Here is a 15,761-nt window from a genome sequence, read left to right as displayed (position 1 = left end):
CAGGGAATCCGGCTCGCGTGACCGCGCGCTGCGGCGCGACGCTGCGCCGGATGCAAGGGCCGGCCGATCATTGCAGTCACCCCGCTCGCTCGATTAGGATGGTTTGTCCGGGTTCTTGACCCGAGTATGTCGAATCTCGCGCTCCGCATCAGAAGGGGTCTCGGTCCAGGGGTGGACCCGCACTTCGACGCCTGGGTCGGCCACGCCATTGCGGCGCGTGGTGCATCGGCGGTCGAGCCCGCGAGCCGCACCGCGTACATCGAGCTCGCCGGCGAACGACCCGGCGATGCGCTCAGGGCGCTGTTCGATGTGCTCTACGGGCGCGAGCCCGGCGGCGGCTGGCTGTCCGGGATCACCCGGCGTCTGGGTCTGCACGACGTCCCCGCGACGTGGAGGAACGTCACGGCGCTGCGCTACCTGACCACCGACAGTGGCCTCGCGCTGCCGCTGCACGACTTCAACCCGGCGCCGACCGGTGCGGGCGCGGGCGCTCGAGGCGCGGACGGGTCGTGGGAGCGCCTCGAGAGGATTGCCGGGGGCAGGCTCGACGCCGCGACGCTGATCGGGCTGACCGTAGAGATCGACTTGCGCGAACTGGCGCGCGCACTCGAGCCGCTGTTGTTGCCGGGTCCCTTGCGTCGCCTCGTGACGACCGAGCGCGGTGCGCGTGCCGGGATCGATCAAGTCCTTCGCGGCGGCGTCCACCCCTGGTGGGGCGCGTTCGGTTCGGCCGCCGGGCCCCGCATCGGCGCGCGCGGGTTCCCGGCCCAGGACTTCGGCGCGGCTGCGGGCTTCGCGCCGCAACTCGTGCGCGAAATGCGCGAGCTGCGCAACGGCGTTCCGACCGACGCAGCGGGTGCCGGCTACGGGTTCGGCGAGACCGGTCGAGGCACGATCGTGGGCTTCGTCGACTTCGGCTGCGACTTCGCCCATGGCAGTTTCCGCGTCGACAGGCGCTCACGGATCCTGTCGTTGTGGGACCAGAACGCCGCACCCGAAAGCGACGGCCCGGCACGGCGACTGGTCGACCCCGGCGATGCCGCCGCCATCGTCGACGGCGAGAGGTGCCGCTTCGGCTACGGCCGCGTCTTCGAGCGTGCCCAGATCGACGTCGTGCTGGCGAAGTGGCTCGACGAAGCCCCGGACGACGCCGGGGCCCCGTATCGCATGCTCGGCTACCACCCGCACGACCACCACTACACGACGCAGCGCCCCGGCGACCACGGCAGCGCGGTGCACAGCGCCCACGGCACGCAGGTGATGGACATCGCCTTGGGCGGCCGGCGCGACGCCTGCAGCCTCGTCGGTGAGCCGTCCCAGGGCGACGAGGTGCACGGCGTCGCGCCCGGCGCCGACATCGTCTTCGTGCAAGTCCGCACGCACCGGCAGAGCGACGGGCGCAAGCTGCTGGACGCCAACGACGTCGTCGACGCCGTCGCGTTCATCTTCCACGAGGCCGAGCGTGTGCAACGGCCGTGCGTCGTCAACCTGAGCCTGAACACGATGAGCGGGCCGCACGAGGGCGACGGGCACTTCGAGCGCCGCCTGTCGTACCTGCTCCGCAGCGGATCCGCCGGGCCGGCAGCGGCGGGACGATCGGTCGTCGTCGCTGCCGGCAACGTCCCCAGGTCGGAGGATCAGCAGCGGCAGTGGCAGCACCTCGACGACGGCGTTCGAGGCGGGGCACCGTTCGAGTTCGTCTGGCACCTCGGCAGCGGCGACCAGACACGAAACAGCGTCGAGGTCTGGTACGACGCCGATGGGGCCTGGCTGCGCGTCTACCTGGTGTCGCCCGCCGGCGCCAAGCTGGGGCCCGTCGCGCCTGGCGAAGCCGCCGAACTGCTGGACGGCGCGCACGTGGTCGGCTCGGTGATCGGTTCGCGCTTTCGGCCGAGGCTTCGCGACAACGACGCCGCATCGGCGCGGCGTCGCACGCCGGCAGGTGCCGGCGCCGACACCGTCGCCGGGCGCCACGTGATACTGCTGCAGCTCGACCCGCGAGCCGACACCGGCGATTGGACGATCGGCCTCGAAGCCGTCGGCGCCGATCACGTGCCGGTCCCCACCGGTTCGACCGGCAGCGTTCGCTTCCACGCCTGGCTCGAGCGCGACGACGGCGGGCCGTCGGGCATCCGGCGAGGTGACGGTGGTGCGCCGATCAGCGACGGCGACCGTTCGTCGACGATCGGCACGCTGTCCTGCGGGTCCGACGCCATCGTCGTCGGCGCCTACGACACCTTCACGGACGTCGCGTCGGACTGGGGCCTGTCGGCACGAGGCCCAGGGCGGCAGGCGAGCATCCGCAAACCCGACCTGTGCGCGCCAGGGAACAAGGTGCTCGCCGTCTCGTCGGCGCCTGCGTCACCCGAGCGTCGGTGCGTTGTGGCCAGCGGCACCAGCATCGCGGCGCCGTTCGTCACGGGAACGATCGCATGCATGTACGAGGTCAAGCCCGACGCGACGCTCGACGAGGTGCGTCGGGCCCTGGTGGAAACGACGCGGCGCGACGCCCCGGCTGCGAGTTGGAGCGAGGCCCTCGGCCACGGGCGGCTGAACCCCGCTGCCGCGGTGCAGGCGATGCGAAGCGTGGCGAACACCGCCGCGTCGCCGGCGTAGGGCCGATCGATGCACCCGGCCTTCACCTTCGTGGCGCCGGGTGCTTCGCCGCCTTCGCAATCACATCCGAACCCCGGCCCGCTGGAGCGGCCGGTCAAGACTTCGCTGGTGATCACGGAACAGTGCCCGCTCGACTGCCGCCTGTGTTACGGGCGCTGCCACGACGCCAAGTCACGCCCCGAGTTGTCGATCGACCAGTGGCGTGGCGTCGTCGACGAACTGGCGCACAGCGGCGTGATCTGGCTCTATGTCGAAGGCGGCGAGCCGTTCCTCAAGCCGGGCTTCGTCGATCTGCTCGCCGAGAACACGCCGCGCATGTTCACGATGGTGCGCACGCACGGTACGCTGATCGACGCCGCGCTGGCCGCGAGGCTTCGGGCCATCGACGTGGGCACGGTCCTCGTCGACCTGTGGGGGGCCACGGCACCGACGCACGAAGCCTTGACGCGCACGGCGGGAAGCTACCAGCGCACGGTCGACGGCATTCGGCGTCTGGTCGCCGCCGGCGTCGACACCCAGATGCTGTTCATCCTCAACCGGCGCAACGTGCACGAACTGCAGCCGTACTGCGAGCTCGCCGCATCGCTCGGCGCGTCGGCGGTCGGCGTGCTGCGGCTGTATCCGCTCGGCGACGTCAAGTCGCAGTGGCGCGACCTCGCGCTGGGCCTCGACGAGATGACGGGCGCGCTGGCCGCGCTGCGCGCGCCGGCCGGCTTGCGGGTCATGCAGTCGTGGCATCCGCGCAATGCCAACTGCTGCTGGCAGATGTCGGCGATCAACGCATTCGGCGACTCGATCGGCTGCGCGTACCTGCGCGACTACGTCGACTTCGGCAATGTCCTGCAGCAACCGTTCCTGCACACCTGGGATCACCCGCTGGCGCGCGAGCTGCGCAGCGGCCGCGTCGAGCGCAGCTGCGCGGGCTGCGCATCGTCGCAGGGCTCGCACGGCGGCTGCCGCTCGACGGCTTACGCGTTTCACGGGCGCTGGAGTGCACCCGACCCCTTCGACGCGGCGCTCAACGATGGTGTCGACCTCACGACTGTGCCGCGCTGACCGGCTTCGGCGGCGCGACGACCTCGTCGTGCGGCCCGTGCCCGAGATCCGCATGTACATGGTCTACCGCCCGCGCCCCGCGCGCCTGGTCACGCTCAATGCGACGAGCTGGCTGCTGCTCGACCACTGCGATGGATCGACGGTCGCCGAGATCGAGCACGCGTGCGCGGCGCTGCTGGCGGGCCGCGGCCGCAACGTCGACGCCGAAGGCTTGCGCCAAGGTCTGGAGCAACTGGTCGACCTCGCGCTCGTCGAGGTCGTTTCGCTGGAAGCGGCTGCGCAGCCGCACAAGGAGGCACGACGCCATGAATGACGAGGAACGCTGTTTGGCCGCCCACCAGGCGCTCGACGACCGCGGCCCCGATGCCGCGCTGCTGACGCCCGAGGTGCGATCCGGCGCGAGTTTCGTGTTCACCGGCACCGGGTCGAACGACATCCCGGCCTTCGTCGTGGCGTGGGTCTACGCGGTCGACCCGGACCAGCACGGCGCCTTCGTGCAGAAGGTGGATTCGTTCGAGAACACGGTGGCGCCGCCCCAGGGTGTGTCCTACAAAGGCACGTATTCGGTGACCGTGTCCTCGGCGGCGCCAGACTACGCGTATCGCACGTTCTGGGGGCTCGAAACCCTGGCCAGGATCGAAGCGCTCAACAACTACCTGGCGACCGCTCCGCAGGCGCTGAAGGAAGTGATGGGTCTCGTGAAACCCGGCATGCGCATGGAGATCATGGGCCGGACGAAGAACGCGGCCTCACCGTTCGGCCATTGACCGGTGCGCCGTTCGCAGTGCGTCGGACGCGCGGCGGCGCACTCACCAGCGCGGCGGCAATGCGCGTCGAATCGTGAGCCGGCCGGCGACGTCGTGGGCCACGTGTCCGCCACGCTCCAGGTCCTTGAGCACCCGGCTGACCATCTCGCGCGAACAGCCGATGCGCTGCGCGATCTGCTTGTGCGTCAACCGCTCGGCGATCAAGGCACCGCCGTCGGGCTGCGGCTCGGCCAGCGACTGCAGCAGCAGGCGCAGCCGCCCGTAGACGTCGTTGAGCGCCATCTGGCGCGCCGTCAGCGTGGCGGCGCGTGCACGGCGGATCACCTTGGCCAGCAGCTCGAAGGCGAACGCGGGGTGTTCGGCGATGAACGACTCGAGGGTCGCGCGCGTGACGACGATGCAGGTGCTGCGCTCGAGCGCCTCGACATGGGCCGAGCGCGGCCCGCCGTCCAGGCTCATCTCGCCGACGTACTCGCCCGGCCCGTACGTGCCGTAGGTGACCTCGCGGCTGCCGTCGGCGCTGCTCGAGTACGCGCGCAGCCGACCGTCGAGCACGATGTACAGCGTGTCGCCGGTGTCGCCCTCCTCGATCAGCAGCCGGCCCTTGGCGTAGCTGCGCGCGACGCCGCGCGCGGCGAGTTCGCGCAGGGCGTCGCTGGCGCCGGGCAGGTCGGGCAGGTGGGGCATCTTGGGCGCTGCGATGCCCCGATCGTAGCGGCCGGGTGCACCGCGCGCGCTCAATGCCGCAGCGCGTTGACCATCGGCGGCAGTGCCGCGACCAGCCGCACCAGCGCGGTGATGCTGGTGGCACCGGTCTTCTCGCGGATCGCGCCGATCTGCGTGCGCACCGTCGACAGCTTGACGCCCTGCTCGGCGGCGATGTCGGCCGGTGCCGCGCCGGCGCCCAGCGCGGCGAGCACGCGCGTCTCGGCCGGCGTCAGCTCGTGCGTGCGTGCGAAGTGCTGCAGCGCCAGCGCCTCGCAGACGCCGGCCTTGCCCAGCAGCAGCGCCGCGACGCCCGGGCCCACCGGCACCAGCGCGGCGTGCAGGTGCTCGTCGCGCTGCCCGATGTCGACGAGCCGGCGCAGGCCGCGCGTGGCGGCGGCGCGCAGCGCGTCGCCGAACAGCGCGGCCAGGCGCGCGTCGCGGGCGCGCAGGCGCTGCCCGTCGAGCACCAGCGCGTCGCCGGCGTCGAGGCGCCGGCGCGCCTGGTGGTTCAGGTGCAGCACGTGCGCGTCGGCGTCGAGCAGCGCGATGCCGTAGTCGACTTCGTCGAGCGCGCCGGCCAGCAGGCGGCCGAGCGGGGCGTCGGCCGGCGCGCCGGCGGGGGCGAGGGGGGCGATGGTCGGCAGGTCGTGCACGGTGGGTCTCCTGAGGGGGTGGCCGACGAAGGCGGCCACCGTGCACGAAAGATAGGAACCGGCCGCCGCCGGCAGGGGTGAATCGGCACGCCGGACTTGTGCGGTATTCACCTCGCCGCCGACGCCGCCGTTCAGCGCGACGCCAGCCGCGAACCGGCCGTCGATCGCTGCACGAGTGCGGCGACGACGTCGCGCGTGCACTGCGCACGCGCCGCACGATCGGCGACAGCGTCGCACGCGGCGACGAGTTCGAGCACGTGAGGATCGGCCGGCAGCCACTGGCGGGCTCCCGCGCGGTCGAACAGCGCCAGCACGCCGCCGAGCAAGGCGGTGCCGGCCAGTGCGGCGGCTGCGCCGGCGAAGAGGCGATGCCGGCGGTCGAGCCGGTGGACGATGGCGTTCGACATGGTGCGCTCCGTGGGTGAGGGGCGCGCCCAGCATGCGGCGGCGCCGCGGCGCGGGCATCGTCTCGACGGTGGACGGGCCCGCCGGGCGGCGCCGTGCGCGTCGACGCGTCGTCCATGCGAAGGAGCGGCCGGCGGGTGCTTCCGTCGTTCGCATGACGGCGCCGGCGCGCACCGCGCCTACCTTTTGCCGCATGGGCCGCGCCTCCAGGCATCCGGTGCGGTCCACCTTCAGCCAGGGATGTCGTCCAGGGGAATCTGATGAGCAAGCTCCACATCACTGCCGCCGCGCTCGCCGTCGTCGCCGGCTTCGCGGCCCACGCCGAACCCGACGCGGGCGCCCTCGCGCGCCAGCAGGTGACCGCCGAACTCGAGCAGGCGCGCGCCGACGGCACGCTGCACGCGTTCATCGGCGAGGACAGCGGGTCGTTCCACCTGTCGCGCACGGCCGCCGCCGGCGGGGCGTCGCGCGCGCAGGTGCTCGCCGCGCTGCGCGCCGCGCGCGCCGACGGCACGCTCGGCGCGATGAGCGGCGAGGACAGCGGGTCGTTCCACCTCGCGCGCGCCGAGTCGGCGGGCACGCTGACGCGTGCCGAGGTGCGCGCCGCCGTCGAGGCGGCCCGCGCCAGCGGCGAACTGCACGCGATGAGCGGCGAGGACAGCGGCGCGTTCTACATGACGCACCGCGCCGCCCGCGCCGAGGCGCCACGCGCCTACGCCGGGGGCGCCGGCGAACGCGCCGTCGTCGCCGGACGCGCGCGCTGACCGCGTCTGCCGCGCGGCAGACGCGCCGCGCCCGGGCCGCCGCCGTGCGCGGCGGCGGCCTGCCGCAGGTCGCGCGCAGACCCCGGCGCGCTCAGGTGCCGCCGACGTAGGGGTTGTGGCGCCGCTCCTCGCCGAACGTGCCCTCGGGGCCGTGGCCCGGGATGAAGACGGTGTCGTCGCCCATCGGCCACAGACGCTCGACGATGCTGTCGATCAGCTGGTCGTGGTTGCCGCCGGGGAAGTCGGTGCGGCCGATCGAGCCGGCGAACAGCACGTCGCCGACGAAGCAGCGCTTCGCGCCGGTGCTGTGGAACACGACGTGGCCGGGCGTGTGGCCGGGGCAGTGGCGCACCTGCAGCGTCTCGTCGCCGATGGTCACCGTGTCGCCGTCGGCCAGCCAGCGCGTCGGCGTGAACGGCTCGGCGCGCGGGAAGCCGAACATCTGGCTCTGCTGCGGCAGCGCGTCGATCCAGAACTGGTCGCCCGGGTGCGGCCCGATCACCGGCAGCGCGTCCTCGCGCGACAGCGTGCCGGTGGCGCCGGCGTGGTCGATGTGCGCGTGCGTGAGCCAGATCGCGCGCAGCCGCACGCCCAGCCGGGCGACGGCCGCGCGCAGGCGTGGCAGGTCGCCGCCGGGGTCGACGACGGCGGCGTCGTTGGTGCGGTCGCACCAGATGACCGAGCAGTTCTGGGCGAACGCGGTCACGGGGACGGTGAGGTAGCGCAGCATCGGTGTGGGCTGGGTTCGGCGTGGGCGGCCCGCACGATACCAAGCCGCCGCGGCGTGTCGCCTCCCGACGCACCGGCCGGCGCCGGCGCGCGTCAGGCCGTGGCGGCGACCACCGGCGCCGCCGGCTCGGGCGCCAGCAGGGTGCCGTCTCTCAGCCCGCGCCAGGTGGCCAGCGCCAGCGCGGCGATCACCAGCGACGCGAACGCGAGCAGCACAATGCCCAGCAGCGCCATCGCGCCGCCGGGCGCGGCCAGGTGCAGCGTCAGCGCGGCGAGCGCCGCCAGCGGGAACGACAGCGCCCAGTGCGTCAGCGTGAACGGCAGCGCGCGCAGGCGCCGCGCCAGCGTGCCGACCCACAGCAGCGCGAACAGCGCCATGCCCCACAGCGCCCAGGCCACCGGCTGCGCCGCGCCGAGCTGCAGCAGCGCCAGCGCCGCCACCGCCGGCGGCGCGATCAGGATCGCCAGCGTCGGCAGCAGGCGCTCGGGGATCATGCCGTGCAGCGCGATGCGCACCAGCAGCAGCACCAGCACCACCGGCCAGAACAGCAGGCCGATGCCGAACTGCGCCGCCGCCCACCCGGCGTGACCCAGCGGCACGCCGGCCAGCGGCGCCAGCACGTTGCCGACGATCGGGATCAACAGCGCCGGCGTGACGCCGGCCCACACCAGCCCCGGCGGCGTGCCGGCCTTCACGTCGGCGCCCTGGTTGCCGCGCCACCAGCGCCCGAGCACCCAGACGGTGACGGTCAGCTGCGCCAGGCTGCCGGCCCACCACGACGCCGCGGCCCAGACCGACGGACCGAGCAGCGCCACCGCGACGGTGGCCAGCAGCAGCAACGCCACCGGCAGGGTGGCGACGAACGCGTGGCGCACCGGATGCAGCCGGTCCTCGCGCCAGGCGTCGGCGTGCCAGCGTGCGCGCAGCACGCTCGCCGCGGCCAGCAGCGCGAACACCAAGGCGGCCAGCGCGCCGAGCACCAGCGCGACGCCGAGCGCGGTGTCGCCCATCAGCGGCTCGGCGCGCTGCCACGCCAGCGCCAGGCCGGCCAGGCCCATCACGATGGCGTACCAGCCCGGGAACAGGTACTTCAGCGGCGCGGCGCGCGGCATGCTCAGTGCCGCGGACGCCGCGTCAGCGCGGCCAGCGGCCACGCGAAGGCCAGCGCGACCGCGCCGAAGCCCGCGGCGATCGCCAGCAGGTTGGCCCAGTCGACCCAGTAGGCCATTTCGCCCAGCGACGAGCGCGTCGCGCCGGGCAGCCACAGCACGCCGGCGATGCCCACCGCCACGGCGGCGCCCAGCGCCAGCTTGAAGCCGCCGCGCCAGTCGACGCCGCGCCGGCGCAGCGCCAGCACCATCAGCGCGAGCCACACCAGCGCGCCCTGCAGCACCGCCGGCCACACGGTCAGCACGGTCTCCCACACGATGTTCAGCGCCAGCCAGATCTCGTACATCGGGGTCTCCTCAGACGCGGCCCTTGAGCACCGCGACGTACGCGGGCTTGAGCATGCGGTACTTCATCAGCCAGGCGAACCAGCTCGCCTGCAGCGGTTCGATCATCGGCAGCGACGGCGTGAGCCTGCCGTCGTAGTCGAACTCGATGAGCATCGCCGAGCCCTCGCGCACGATCAGCGGGCACGAGGTGTAGCCGTCGAAGTCCTCGTCGGGGTCGCGCCCGGCGATCACCTCGACCAGGTTGTGCGCGACGATCGGCGCGCTCTTCTTCACCGTCGCCGCGGTCTTGCCGCGCGGCGTGCCGTTGATGTCGCCGACGCCGAACACGTTGCCGAAACGCCGGTGGCGCAGCGTCTTGGCGTCGACCTCGAGCCAGCCGCCGGGCGCCATCGGGCCGTCCTGCCAGGCCAGCGGGCTGTTCTTCACGGCGTCGGTGGCGCGCATCGGCGGCACCACGTGCAGGAAGTCGTACGGCACCTCGGTGCGCTCGCCCTCCGGGGTGGCGAACGTGGCACGGCGCCCGGCCACGTCGACCGCCACCAGCTTGCTCAGGTGGTGGCGCTCGACGCCCAGCGCGTCCCAGCGCGCGATCACGTTGTCGTTGACCGGCTTGACGCCGAACACCGTGTCGGTGGGCAGCCCGGTGTGGAACGCGATGCGCGAGCGTTCGCGCGTGCCGGCCTGGCGCAGCCGGTCGGCGACCATGAAGGTCATCTTCAGCGGCGCGCCGGCGCACTTCAACGGTCCGGACGGCAGCGTCATCACCGCCTGGCCGCCGCGCTGGCGGAACGCGTCGAGCGCCTGCCAGCTGGCCTGCGCCGCCTGCGGGCTGGCGTAGACGCTGGCCAGGCCGTGGCTGCCGATCGCCGCGACGTCCATGCCCTCGATCTGCGCGTAGTCCAGGTGCAGCCCGGTGGCGACCACCAGGTAGTCGTAGCCGATGCGCCGCCCGCCGGCGGTGACCACGGCGTTGGCCGCCGGGTCGAACCCGGCGACCATCTCCTGCACCCACTCGACGCCGGGCGGGATGAAGTCGGCGTTGGCGTCGCGCACCTTGTCCACCGGCCACACGCCGGTGGCCACCAGCGTGTAGCCGGGCTGGTAGTTGTGCTCGCGTTTCGCGTCGACGATGGTGATGCGTGCGCCGTCGAGCACCCGGCTCAGCCGGTTGGCCACCGCCAGCCCGCCCAGCCCGCTGCCGGCGATCACGACATGCGCCTGCGTGCGCAGGCGCGCCGCGCGCGCGGGCGCCGGACCCAGCGCCGCGGCGCTGCCGGCCAGCGTGGCCGCGCCGACGCCCTGCAGCCAGCGGCGGCGCGCCGGGTCGGCGACGGCGGGGGTGGGGGGCTCGGTGTTCATGGCGGTCTCCTTGCGGCTGGCGCGCGGCGCGGACCTCGGCGTCACGCGGCCCGCGCCTTCCTGACTCGACGGGAATCCACCCGACCCGCCCTGGCGAGTGGCCGGACGGCGGGCCGGATCAAATACCTATATGGGTATTATGTCCGGATCGGTCCGCCGCGAGACTGACACAGATCAAGCCACGCGCGACGATCCCGCGCCTGTATATTGCTGCGTGATTGACGAGGCATCGACCGGCCCACTCCGCTGCGCGATGGCGCACCCGCCGGCGTGCCGAGGAGTCGCCCCATGCACGCGCTGCGACAGCTCGACCCACCCTCGGCGCTGACCCACCTCGAGCAGGGCGCGCTGCTGATCGACGTGCGCGAGCGCGGCGAGGTCGCGCGGCTGGCCTTCGACGTGCCCGGCGTCGTCAACCTGCCGCTGTCGGATTTCGTGCGGCGCCACCCCGAGCTGCCGCGCGACCGCGAGCTGATCCTGGCCTGTGCCAGCGGCGCGCGCAGCTTCCAGGCCATGCAGTTCCTCGTGCACCACGGCCACACGCGCGTGGCCAACCTGCACGGCGGCATCGGCCTGTGGCGGCTGCACGGGCTGCCGGTGGCCGAGGGCTGAACCGCCGGAGGTGGGCCCTCAGCGCCGCTCGAGCACGATGGCGAGCTCGTACCCGATGCCCGGGTGGGCGACGCGCGGGTACGGCGGCGGCGGCCAGCGCCACGCCGGCTCGTGCGCCAGCGCGCGCACCGTGTGCACGTCGAGGTGGTACGGCGGCCCGTCGATGCGGCCGTCGGCGGCGCTGTCGCGCCGGCACTGCATCGCCAGCAGCAGCAGCTGGCCGCCGGGGCGCACCCAGCGGTGCAGCTGCCGCGCGTAGGCGGCCCACAGGTCGGGGTGCAGCGCGCACCAGCAGGTCTGGTCGTAGACCGCATCGAAGGGCTGCGGCGGCTGCCACTGCAGCGCGTCGGCGGTGACCAGCGCCGCCGCGAGGCCCGCGTCGTCGAGCCGCTGCCGCGCCAGCGCGATCGCCGCCGGCGCGTAGTCCAGCCCGGTGACGTCGCAGCCGAGCGCGGCGATCGCGGCCACGTCGTGCCCGCTGCCGCAGCCGGGCACCAGCACGCGCCGGCCGGTGGCCAGCAGCCCGTCGGCGCCCCAGCGTGCGATCTGCGGGCCGGGCTCGCCGCGGTCCCACGGCGTCTGCCCGCGCTCGAAGCGCTGCTGCCAGAAGTCTTGGTCGGGGCCGCTCACCGGGCCATTGTCGCCGCGCCCGAAGCCGCGCGCCGCCACAATGGTCGCCAACCCCGCGAGGCCCGCCCATGACCCTGTCGTCCCCCCCGTTCGTCGCACCGGCCCGGTTCGACGATGCCGACGCCGCGCTGGCGCAGGTGCGCGCGATCTACGACGCAGCCGTCTCCCACCTGCGCCAGGCGCTGCAACGCCACGTCGCCGGCGACGAGCCGGCGCGGCCGGTGCGCGCGTGCTACCCGTTCGTGCGCGTGCACACCGACACCGCGTTCCGCCCCGACTCCCGGCTGGCCTACGGCTTCGTCGCCGGCCGCGGCACCTACGAGACCACGCTCACGCGCCCCGACCTGTTCGGCGACTACTACCGCGAGCAGTTCGCGCTGCTGCTGCGCAACCACGGCGTGGGCATCGAGGTCGGCACCTCGTCGCAGCCGATCCCGGCGCACTTCGCGCTGGCCGACGACGAGACCTTCGAGGGCCAGCTCGCGCCGCAGCGCCGGCAGCGCCTGCGCGAGCGGTTCGACCTGCCCGACCTCGCGGCGATGGACGACGGCATCGCCAACGGCACGCACGAGCCCGCGCCCGGCGAGGCGCTGCCGCTGGCGCTGTTCACCGCGCCGCGAGTCGACTACTCGCTGCACCGCCTGCGCCACTACACCGGCACCGCGGCCGACCACTTCCAGAACTTCGTGCTGTTCACGAACTACCAGTTCTACATCGACGAGTTCGTGCGCCTGGGCCACGAGCTGATGGGCGACGCGTCGGCCCCGTCGCGCCTGTTCGGCGACGCCGCCGACGGCGCCGACCCCGGCTACGTCGCCTTCGTCGAGCCCGGCAACGTCGTCACGCGCCGCGCCGGGGCGCCGCCGCACGACGACGCCGGCGCGCCGCCGCCGCGCATGCCGCAGATGCCGGCGTACCACCTGGTGCGCGACGACCGCAGCGGCATCACGATGGTCAACATCGGCGTCGGCCCGGCCAACGCGAAGACCATCACCGACCACATCGCGGTGCTGCGCCCGCACGCGTGGGTCATGCTCGGCCACTGCGCCGGGCTGCGCAACACGCAGCAGCTCGGCGACTACGTGCTCGCGCACGGCTACGTGCGCGAGGACCACGTGCTCGACGAGGAGCTGCCGCTGTGGGTGCCGATCCCGGCGCTGGCCGAGATCCAGGTCGCGCTCGAGCAGGCGGTGGCCGACGTCACCCGGCTGCGCGGCTGGGATCTGAAGAAGGTGCTGCGCACCGGCACCGTGGCCAGCACCGACAACCGCAACTGGGAGCTGCTGCCGCACCCGGGGCCCGAGCGCCGCTTCAGCCAGAGCCGCGCGATCGCGCTGGACATGGAGAGCGCCACCATCGCCGCCAACGGGTTCCGCTTCCGCGTGCCCTACGGCACGCTGCTGTGCGTGTCGGACAAGCCGCTGCACGGCGAGATCAAGCTGCCGGGCATGGCCGACCGCTTCTACCGCGAACGCGTCGACCAGCACCTGCGCATCGGCATGCGCGCGCTCGACATCCTGCGCCGACAGCGGCTCGAGGCGCTGCACAGCCGCAAGCTGCGCAGCTTCGCCGAAGTGGCGTTCCAGTGACGCCGGCGCGCGGCGGCGCGGCTTTACATCCGTTGACGCGCGCCGCGCGCGTCGTTCACGCGCGCCGGCGAAGATCGGCGGCGATGACACCTCGACCGCCGTGCGCCGCGCCGCGCCTTGCCGTTGCCGCGCTGGCCGCGCTCGCTGCGCTGGCCGGCTGCGCGTCGCTGCAGCAGCCCGCGCCGCCGCACGACGACCCGACGCCGCCGGCGTGGACCGCCGCTGCATCATCGGCGCCGGTCGGCGGCGACGCCGCCGTGCGCGCCGACTGGTGGGAGCGCTTCGGCGACCCGGCGCTGGCGCCGCTGGTGGCGCAGGCGCTGCGGGCCAACACCGACCTCGACGCGGCGCGTGCGCGGCTGCGCCAGGCGCGCGCGCAGCGCGAGATCGCCGCGGCGGCGCTGTCGCCCACGCTCGGCGCCAGCGGCTCGGCGCAGGCCAGCCGCAGCGAGGGCCGCGACACCGCCGAGCAGTACCGCGCCGGGCTCGATGCGCGCTGGGAGATCGACCTGTGGGGCGCCGCCGCGGCCGGCGTGCGCGCGGCCGACGCCGCCGCGCAGGCCGGCGCGCTGACGCTGGCGCACGCGCAGGTCGCCGTCGCCGCCGAAGCCGCGCTGGGGCTGCTGCAGCTGCGCGGCACGCAGGCGCGCGAGGCGATCGCGCGGCGCAACCTCGAGACCCAGCTGCAGACGCTGCAGATCACGCAGTGGCGCCACGAGGCGGGGCTGGTCACGCAGCTCGACGTCGAGCAGGCGCGCACCGCCGTCGAGCAGACGCGCGCGCAGCTGCCGGCGCTGGCCGCCGGCGCCGCGCAGGCGATGAACGCGCTGGCCGTGCTCACCGGCCGCGCCCCCGGCGCGCTGCACGCCGAACTGGCCGCCGGCGACCCCGCCGCCGCGCCGGCCGCGCCGCCCGACCTCGCGCCGGCGATCCCCGCCGAGGTGCTGCGCCGGCGTGCCGACGTGCAGGCCGCCGAACGCCAGTGGGCCGCTGCCGCGGCGCGCGTCGAGCAGGTCGACGCGCAGCGCCTGCCCAGCCTGTCGCTCGGCGGCTCGATCGGCCTGTCGGCGCTGACGCTCGGCGGCCTGGGCAGCGGCGCCGCGGTCGCTTCGCTGCTGGCCGGCGTCGACCTGCCGGTGCTCGACGGCGGGCGGCTGCGCGCGCAGGTGCGCCAGCAGGAAGCCGCGCGCGACGAGGCCGCCGCCGCCTGGCGTGCCACCGTGCTGGCGGCGCTGCTGGAGGTCGAGGACGCGCTGGTGGCGCTGCGCTCGACGCGCGAGCAGCTCGCGGCGCAGCAGGCCGCCGTGCGCTCGGCGCGGTCGGCGGCGACGCTGGCCGCGCAGCGCTACCGCAGCGGCCTGGTCGACTTCCAGAACGTACTGCAGAGCCAGCGCACGCTGCTCGCCGCCGAGGACGCCGTCGCCGGCACCGCCACCGGCCTGGCCACCGCGCACGTGCGCCTGTACAAGGCGCTCGGCGGCGGCTGGGACCCCCAGTCAGACATTGAAGCCCACCGATGAGCGCACCCGAGTCCGCCTTGAACGACCTGCTCGGCCCCGACGGCGCGTCGCGCCGCTGGTGGCAACGCCGCAGCCTGTGGGCGGCACTGGTGCTGCTCGTCGCCGGCGCGCTCGGCGCCTGGTTCTGGCTCGGCCAGCGCCAGGCGGCCGCAGCACCGCAGTACCAGACGCAGCCGGTCACGCGCGGCGCGCTGACGGTGACCGTCACCGCCAGCGGCACGCTGCAGCCGATCCGCCAGGTGGCCATCGGCAGCGAACTGTCAGGCACGGTGGCGCGCGTGCACGTCGACGTCAACGATCGCGTGGCCCGGGGCCAGGTGCTGGTCGAGCTCGACGACGCGCGGCTGCGCGACCAGGTGGCCGGCTCGCGCGCCGCGCTGGCCGCCGCCGAGTCGGCGCTGCAGCAGGCGCGCGCGACTGCCGCCGAGGCGCGCGACACGCTGGCGCGGCTGCGCGACGTGCACCAGCGCAGCGGCGGCCAGGTGCCGTCGGCGGCCGAGCTCGCCGCCGCCGAGGCCGCGGCCGCGCGCGGCGAGGCCAACGTGGCCAGCGCGCAGGCGGGCGTCGCGCAGGCGCGCGCGACGCTGAGCAGCAACGAGACCAACCTGCGCAAGGCGGCCATCCGCTCGCCGATCGACGGCGTGGTGCTGTCGCGCGCCGTCGAGCCCGGCAACGCGGTGGCCGCGTCGCTGCAGGCGGTGACGCTGTTCACGCTGGCCGAGGACCTGACGAAGATGAAGCTGCAGGTCAACGTCGACGAGGCCGACGTCGGCCAGGTGCGCGCGCAGCTGGCGGCCACGTTCACCGTCAGCGCGTACCCGAACCGGCGCTACCCGGCGCGCATCGTGCGCGTCGGCTACGGCCCGACGACCAAGGACAACGTCGTCACCTACCT

At 74.2% G+C, this 15,761-nt stretch carries 18 protein-coding genes; 9 read left to right on the top strand and 9 right to left on the bottom strand.

All coding sequences use genetic code 11. The annotated features are described in order from the left end of the window. Nucleotides 1-93: 93 nt before the first annotated feature. Nucleotides 94-933: a hypothetical protein gene (locus tag PKC53_RS13175; protein ID WP_324429311.1), complete on the bottom strand. Its 840-nt coding sequence runs from the start codon at nucleotides 931-933 to the stop codon at nucleotides 94-96. Between PKC53_RS13175 and PKC53_RS13170 the strand changes: the two genes are divergently transcribed. The 4 genes from PKC53_RS13170 (at nucleotide 898) to PKC53_RS13155 (ending at nucleotide 4,439) form a co-directional block, all read left to right on the top strand. Beyond that, nucleotides 898-2,616, top strand: a complete 1,719-nt coding sequence (locus PKC53_RS13170; RefSeq protein ID WP_324429309.1) for a S8 family serine peptidase — start codon at nucleotides 898-900, stop codon at nucleotides 2,614-2,616. The two genes, PKC53_RS13175 and PKC53_RS13170, sit on opposite strands and share 36 nt — an antisense overlap. Nucleotides 2,617-2,724: 108 nt before the next feature. Beyond that, entirely contained in the window at nucleotides 2,725-3,672 is a 948-nt protein-coding gene (locus tag PKC53_RS13165) for a radical SAM protein (protein WP_324429307.1), read from the top strand. Nucleotides 3,673-3,709: 37 nt separating this feature from the next. Continuing rightward, nucleotides 3,710-3,985 (top strand): hypothetical protein, encoded by a 276-nt coding sequence (locus tag PKC53_RS13160; protein WP_324429304.1) that lies wholly within the window; start codon nucleotides 3,710-3,712, stop codon nucleotides 3,983-3,985. Continuing rightward, complete coding sequence (locus PKC53_RS13155; protein ID WP_324429302.1) at nucleotides 3,978-4,439, top strand: hypothetical protein; 462 nt, start codon at nucleotides 3,978-3,980, stop codon at nucleotides 4,437-4,439. Before PKC53_RS13160 ends, PKC53_RS13155 begins: the two co-directional genes overlap by 8 nt. 42 nt (nucleotides 4,440-4,481) lie before the next feature. Here the strand turns inward: PKC53_RS13155 and PKC53_RS13150 are convergent, their stop codons facing one another. The 3 genes from PKC53_RS13150 to PKC53_RS13140 all read right to left on the bottom strand — a co-directional run bounded on the left by PKC53_RS13150 (nucleotide 4,482) and on the right by PKC53_RS13140 (nucleotide 6,207). After that, entirely contained in the window at nucleotides 4,482-5,126 is a 645-nt protein-coding gene (locus PKC53_RS13150; protein WP_324429300.1) for a Crp/Fnr family transcriptional regulator, read from the bottom strand. A 50-nt stretch (nucleotides 5,127-5,176) separates the two neighbouring features. Beyond that, nucleotides 5,177-5,800, bottom strand: a complete 624-nt coding sequence (locus tag PKC53_RS13145; RefSeq protein ID WP_324429298.1) for a LuxR C-terminal-related transcriptional regulator — start codon at nucleotides 5,798-5,800, stop codon at nucleotides 5,177-5,179. Nucleotides 5,801-5,931: 131 nt separating this feature from the next. Beyond that, the gene (locus tag PKC53_RS13140) at nucleotides 5,932-6,207 is read right to left on the bottom strand and encodes a hypothetical protein (protein ID WP_324429296.1); all 276 of its coding nucleotides are present in this window, start codon (nucleotides 6,205-6,207) and stop codon (nucleotides 5,932-5,934) included. A gap of 258 nt (nucleotides 6,208-6,465) precedes the next feature. Here PKC53_RS13140 and PKC53_RS13135 point away from each other — a divergent pair, with 258 nt between their 5' ends. Next, nucleotides 6,466-6,969, top strand: a complete 504-nt coding sequence (locus PKC53_RS13135) for a DUF4148 domain-containing protein (protein WP_324429294.1) — start codon at nucleotides 6,466-6,468, stop codon at nucleotides 6,967-6,969. A gap of 91 nt (nucleotides 6,970-7,060) precedes the next feature. Here the strand turns inward: PKC53_RS13135 and PKC53_RS13130 are convergent, their stop codons facing one another. The 4 genes from PKC53_RS13130 to PKC53_RS13115 all read right to left on the bottom strand — a co-directional run bounded on the left by PKC53_RS13130 (nucleotide 7,061) and on the right by PKC53_RS13115 (nucleotide 10,515). Beyond that, complete coding sequence (locus tag PKC53_RS13130; RefSeq protein ID WP_324429292.1) at nucleotides 7,061-7,699, bottom strand: MBL fold metallo-hydrolase; 639 nt, start codon at nucleotides 7,697-7,699, stop codon at nucleotides 7,061-7,063. A gap of 92 nt (nucleotides 7,700-7,791) precedes the next feature. Beyond that, nucleotides 7,792-8,811 carry a C4-dicarboxylate ABC transporter gene (locus tag PKC53_RS13125; protein WP_324429290.1) on the bottom strand — a complete coding sequence of 340 codons (1,020 nt, stop codon included), beginning with the start codon at nucleotides 8,809-8,811 and terminating at the stop codon, nucleotides 7,792-7,794. A 2-nt stretch (nucleotides 8,812-8,813) separates the two neighbouring features. Then, nucleotides 8,814-9,155 (bottom strand): hypothetical protein, encoded by a 342-nt coding sequence (locus tag PKC53_RS13120; protein WP_324429288.1) that lies wholly within the window; start codon nucleotides 9,153-9,155, stop codon nucleotides 8,814-8,816. A gap of 10 nt (nucleotides 9,156-9,165) precedes the next feature. Further along, nucleotides 9,166-10,515, bottom strand: coding sequence for an FAD/NAD(P)-binding oxidoreductase (locus PKC53_RS13115; protein ID WP_324429286.1), 1,350 nt, complete (start codon nucleotides 10,513-10,515; stop codon nucleotides 9,166-9,168). Between the two features lie 288 nt (nucleotides 10,516-10,803). On the opposite strand from PKC53_RS13115, the gene PKC53_RS13110 reads away from it, so the two are divergent. After that, nucleotides 10,804-11,127, top strand: a complete 324-nt coding sequence (locus tag PKC53_RS13110; RefSeq protein WP_324429284.1) for a rhodanese-like domain-containing protein — start codon at nucleotides 10,804-10,806, stop codon at nucleotides 11,125-11,127. Nucleotides 11,128-11,145: 18 nt separating this feature from the next. Here the strand turns inward: PKC53_RS13110 and PKC53_RS13105 are convergent, their stop codons facing one another. Beyond that, entirely contained in the window at nucleotides 11,146-11,757 is a 612-nt protein-coding gene (locus PKC53_RS13105) for a methyltransferase domain-containing protein (RefSeq protein ID WP_324429282.1), read from the bottom strand. Between the two features lie 68 nt (nucleotides 11,758-11,825). Between PKC53_RS13105 and PKC53_RS13100 the strand changes: the two genes are divergently transcribed. The 3 genes from PKC53_RS13100 to PKC53_RS13090 form a co-directional block, all read left to right on the top strand. Continuing rightward, nucleotides 11,826-13,346 carry an AMP nucleosidase gene (locus tag PKC53_RS13100; protein ID WP_324429280.1) on the top strand — a complete coding sequence of 507 codons (1,521 nt, stop codon included), beginning with the start codon at nucleotides 11,826-11,828 and terminating at the stop codon, nucleotides 13,344-13,346. Between the two features lie 83 nt (nucleotides 13,347-13,429). Beyond that, a complete protein-coding gene (locus PKC53_RS13095) occupies nucleotides 13,430-14,866 on the top strand; it encodes an efflux transporter outer membrane subunit (protein WP_324429278.1) in 1,437 nt (478 codons plus the stop codon). Then, nucleotides 14,863-15,761 (top strand): efflux RND transporter periplasmic adaptor subunit (locus PKC53_RS13090; RefSeq protein WP_324429276.1); only part of this gene is annotated, 899 nt, incomplete at its 3' end. The genes PKC53_RS13095 and PKC53_RS13090, both read left to right, overlap by 4 nt.

The organism is Azohydromonas sp. (genome assembly GCF_035325925.1).
Taxonomy (GTDB): Bacteria; Pseudomonadota; Gammaproteobacteria; order Burkholderiales; family Burkholderiaceae_C; genus Calidifontimicrobium.
This window is presented reverse-complemented; position numbering and strand designations above follow the sequence as displayed.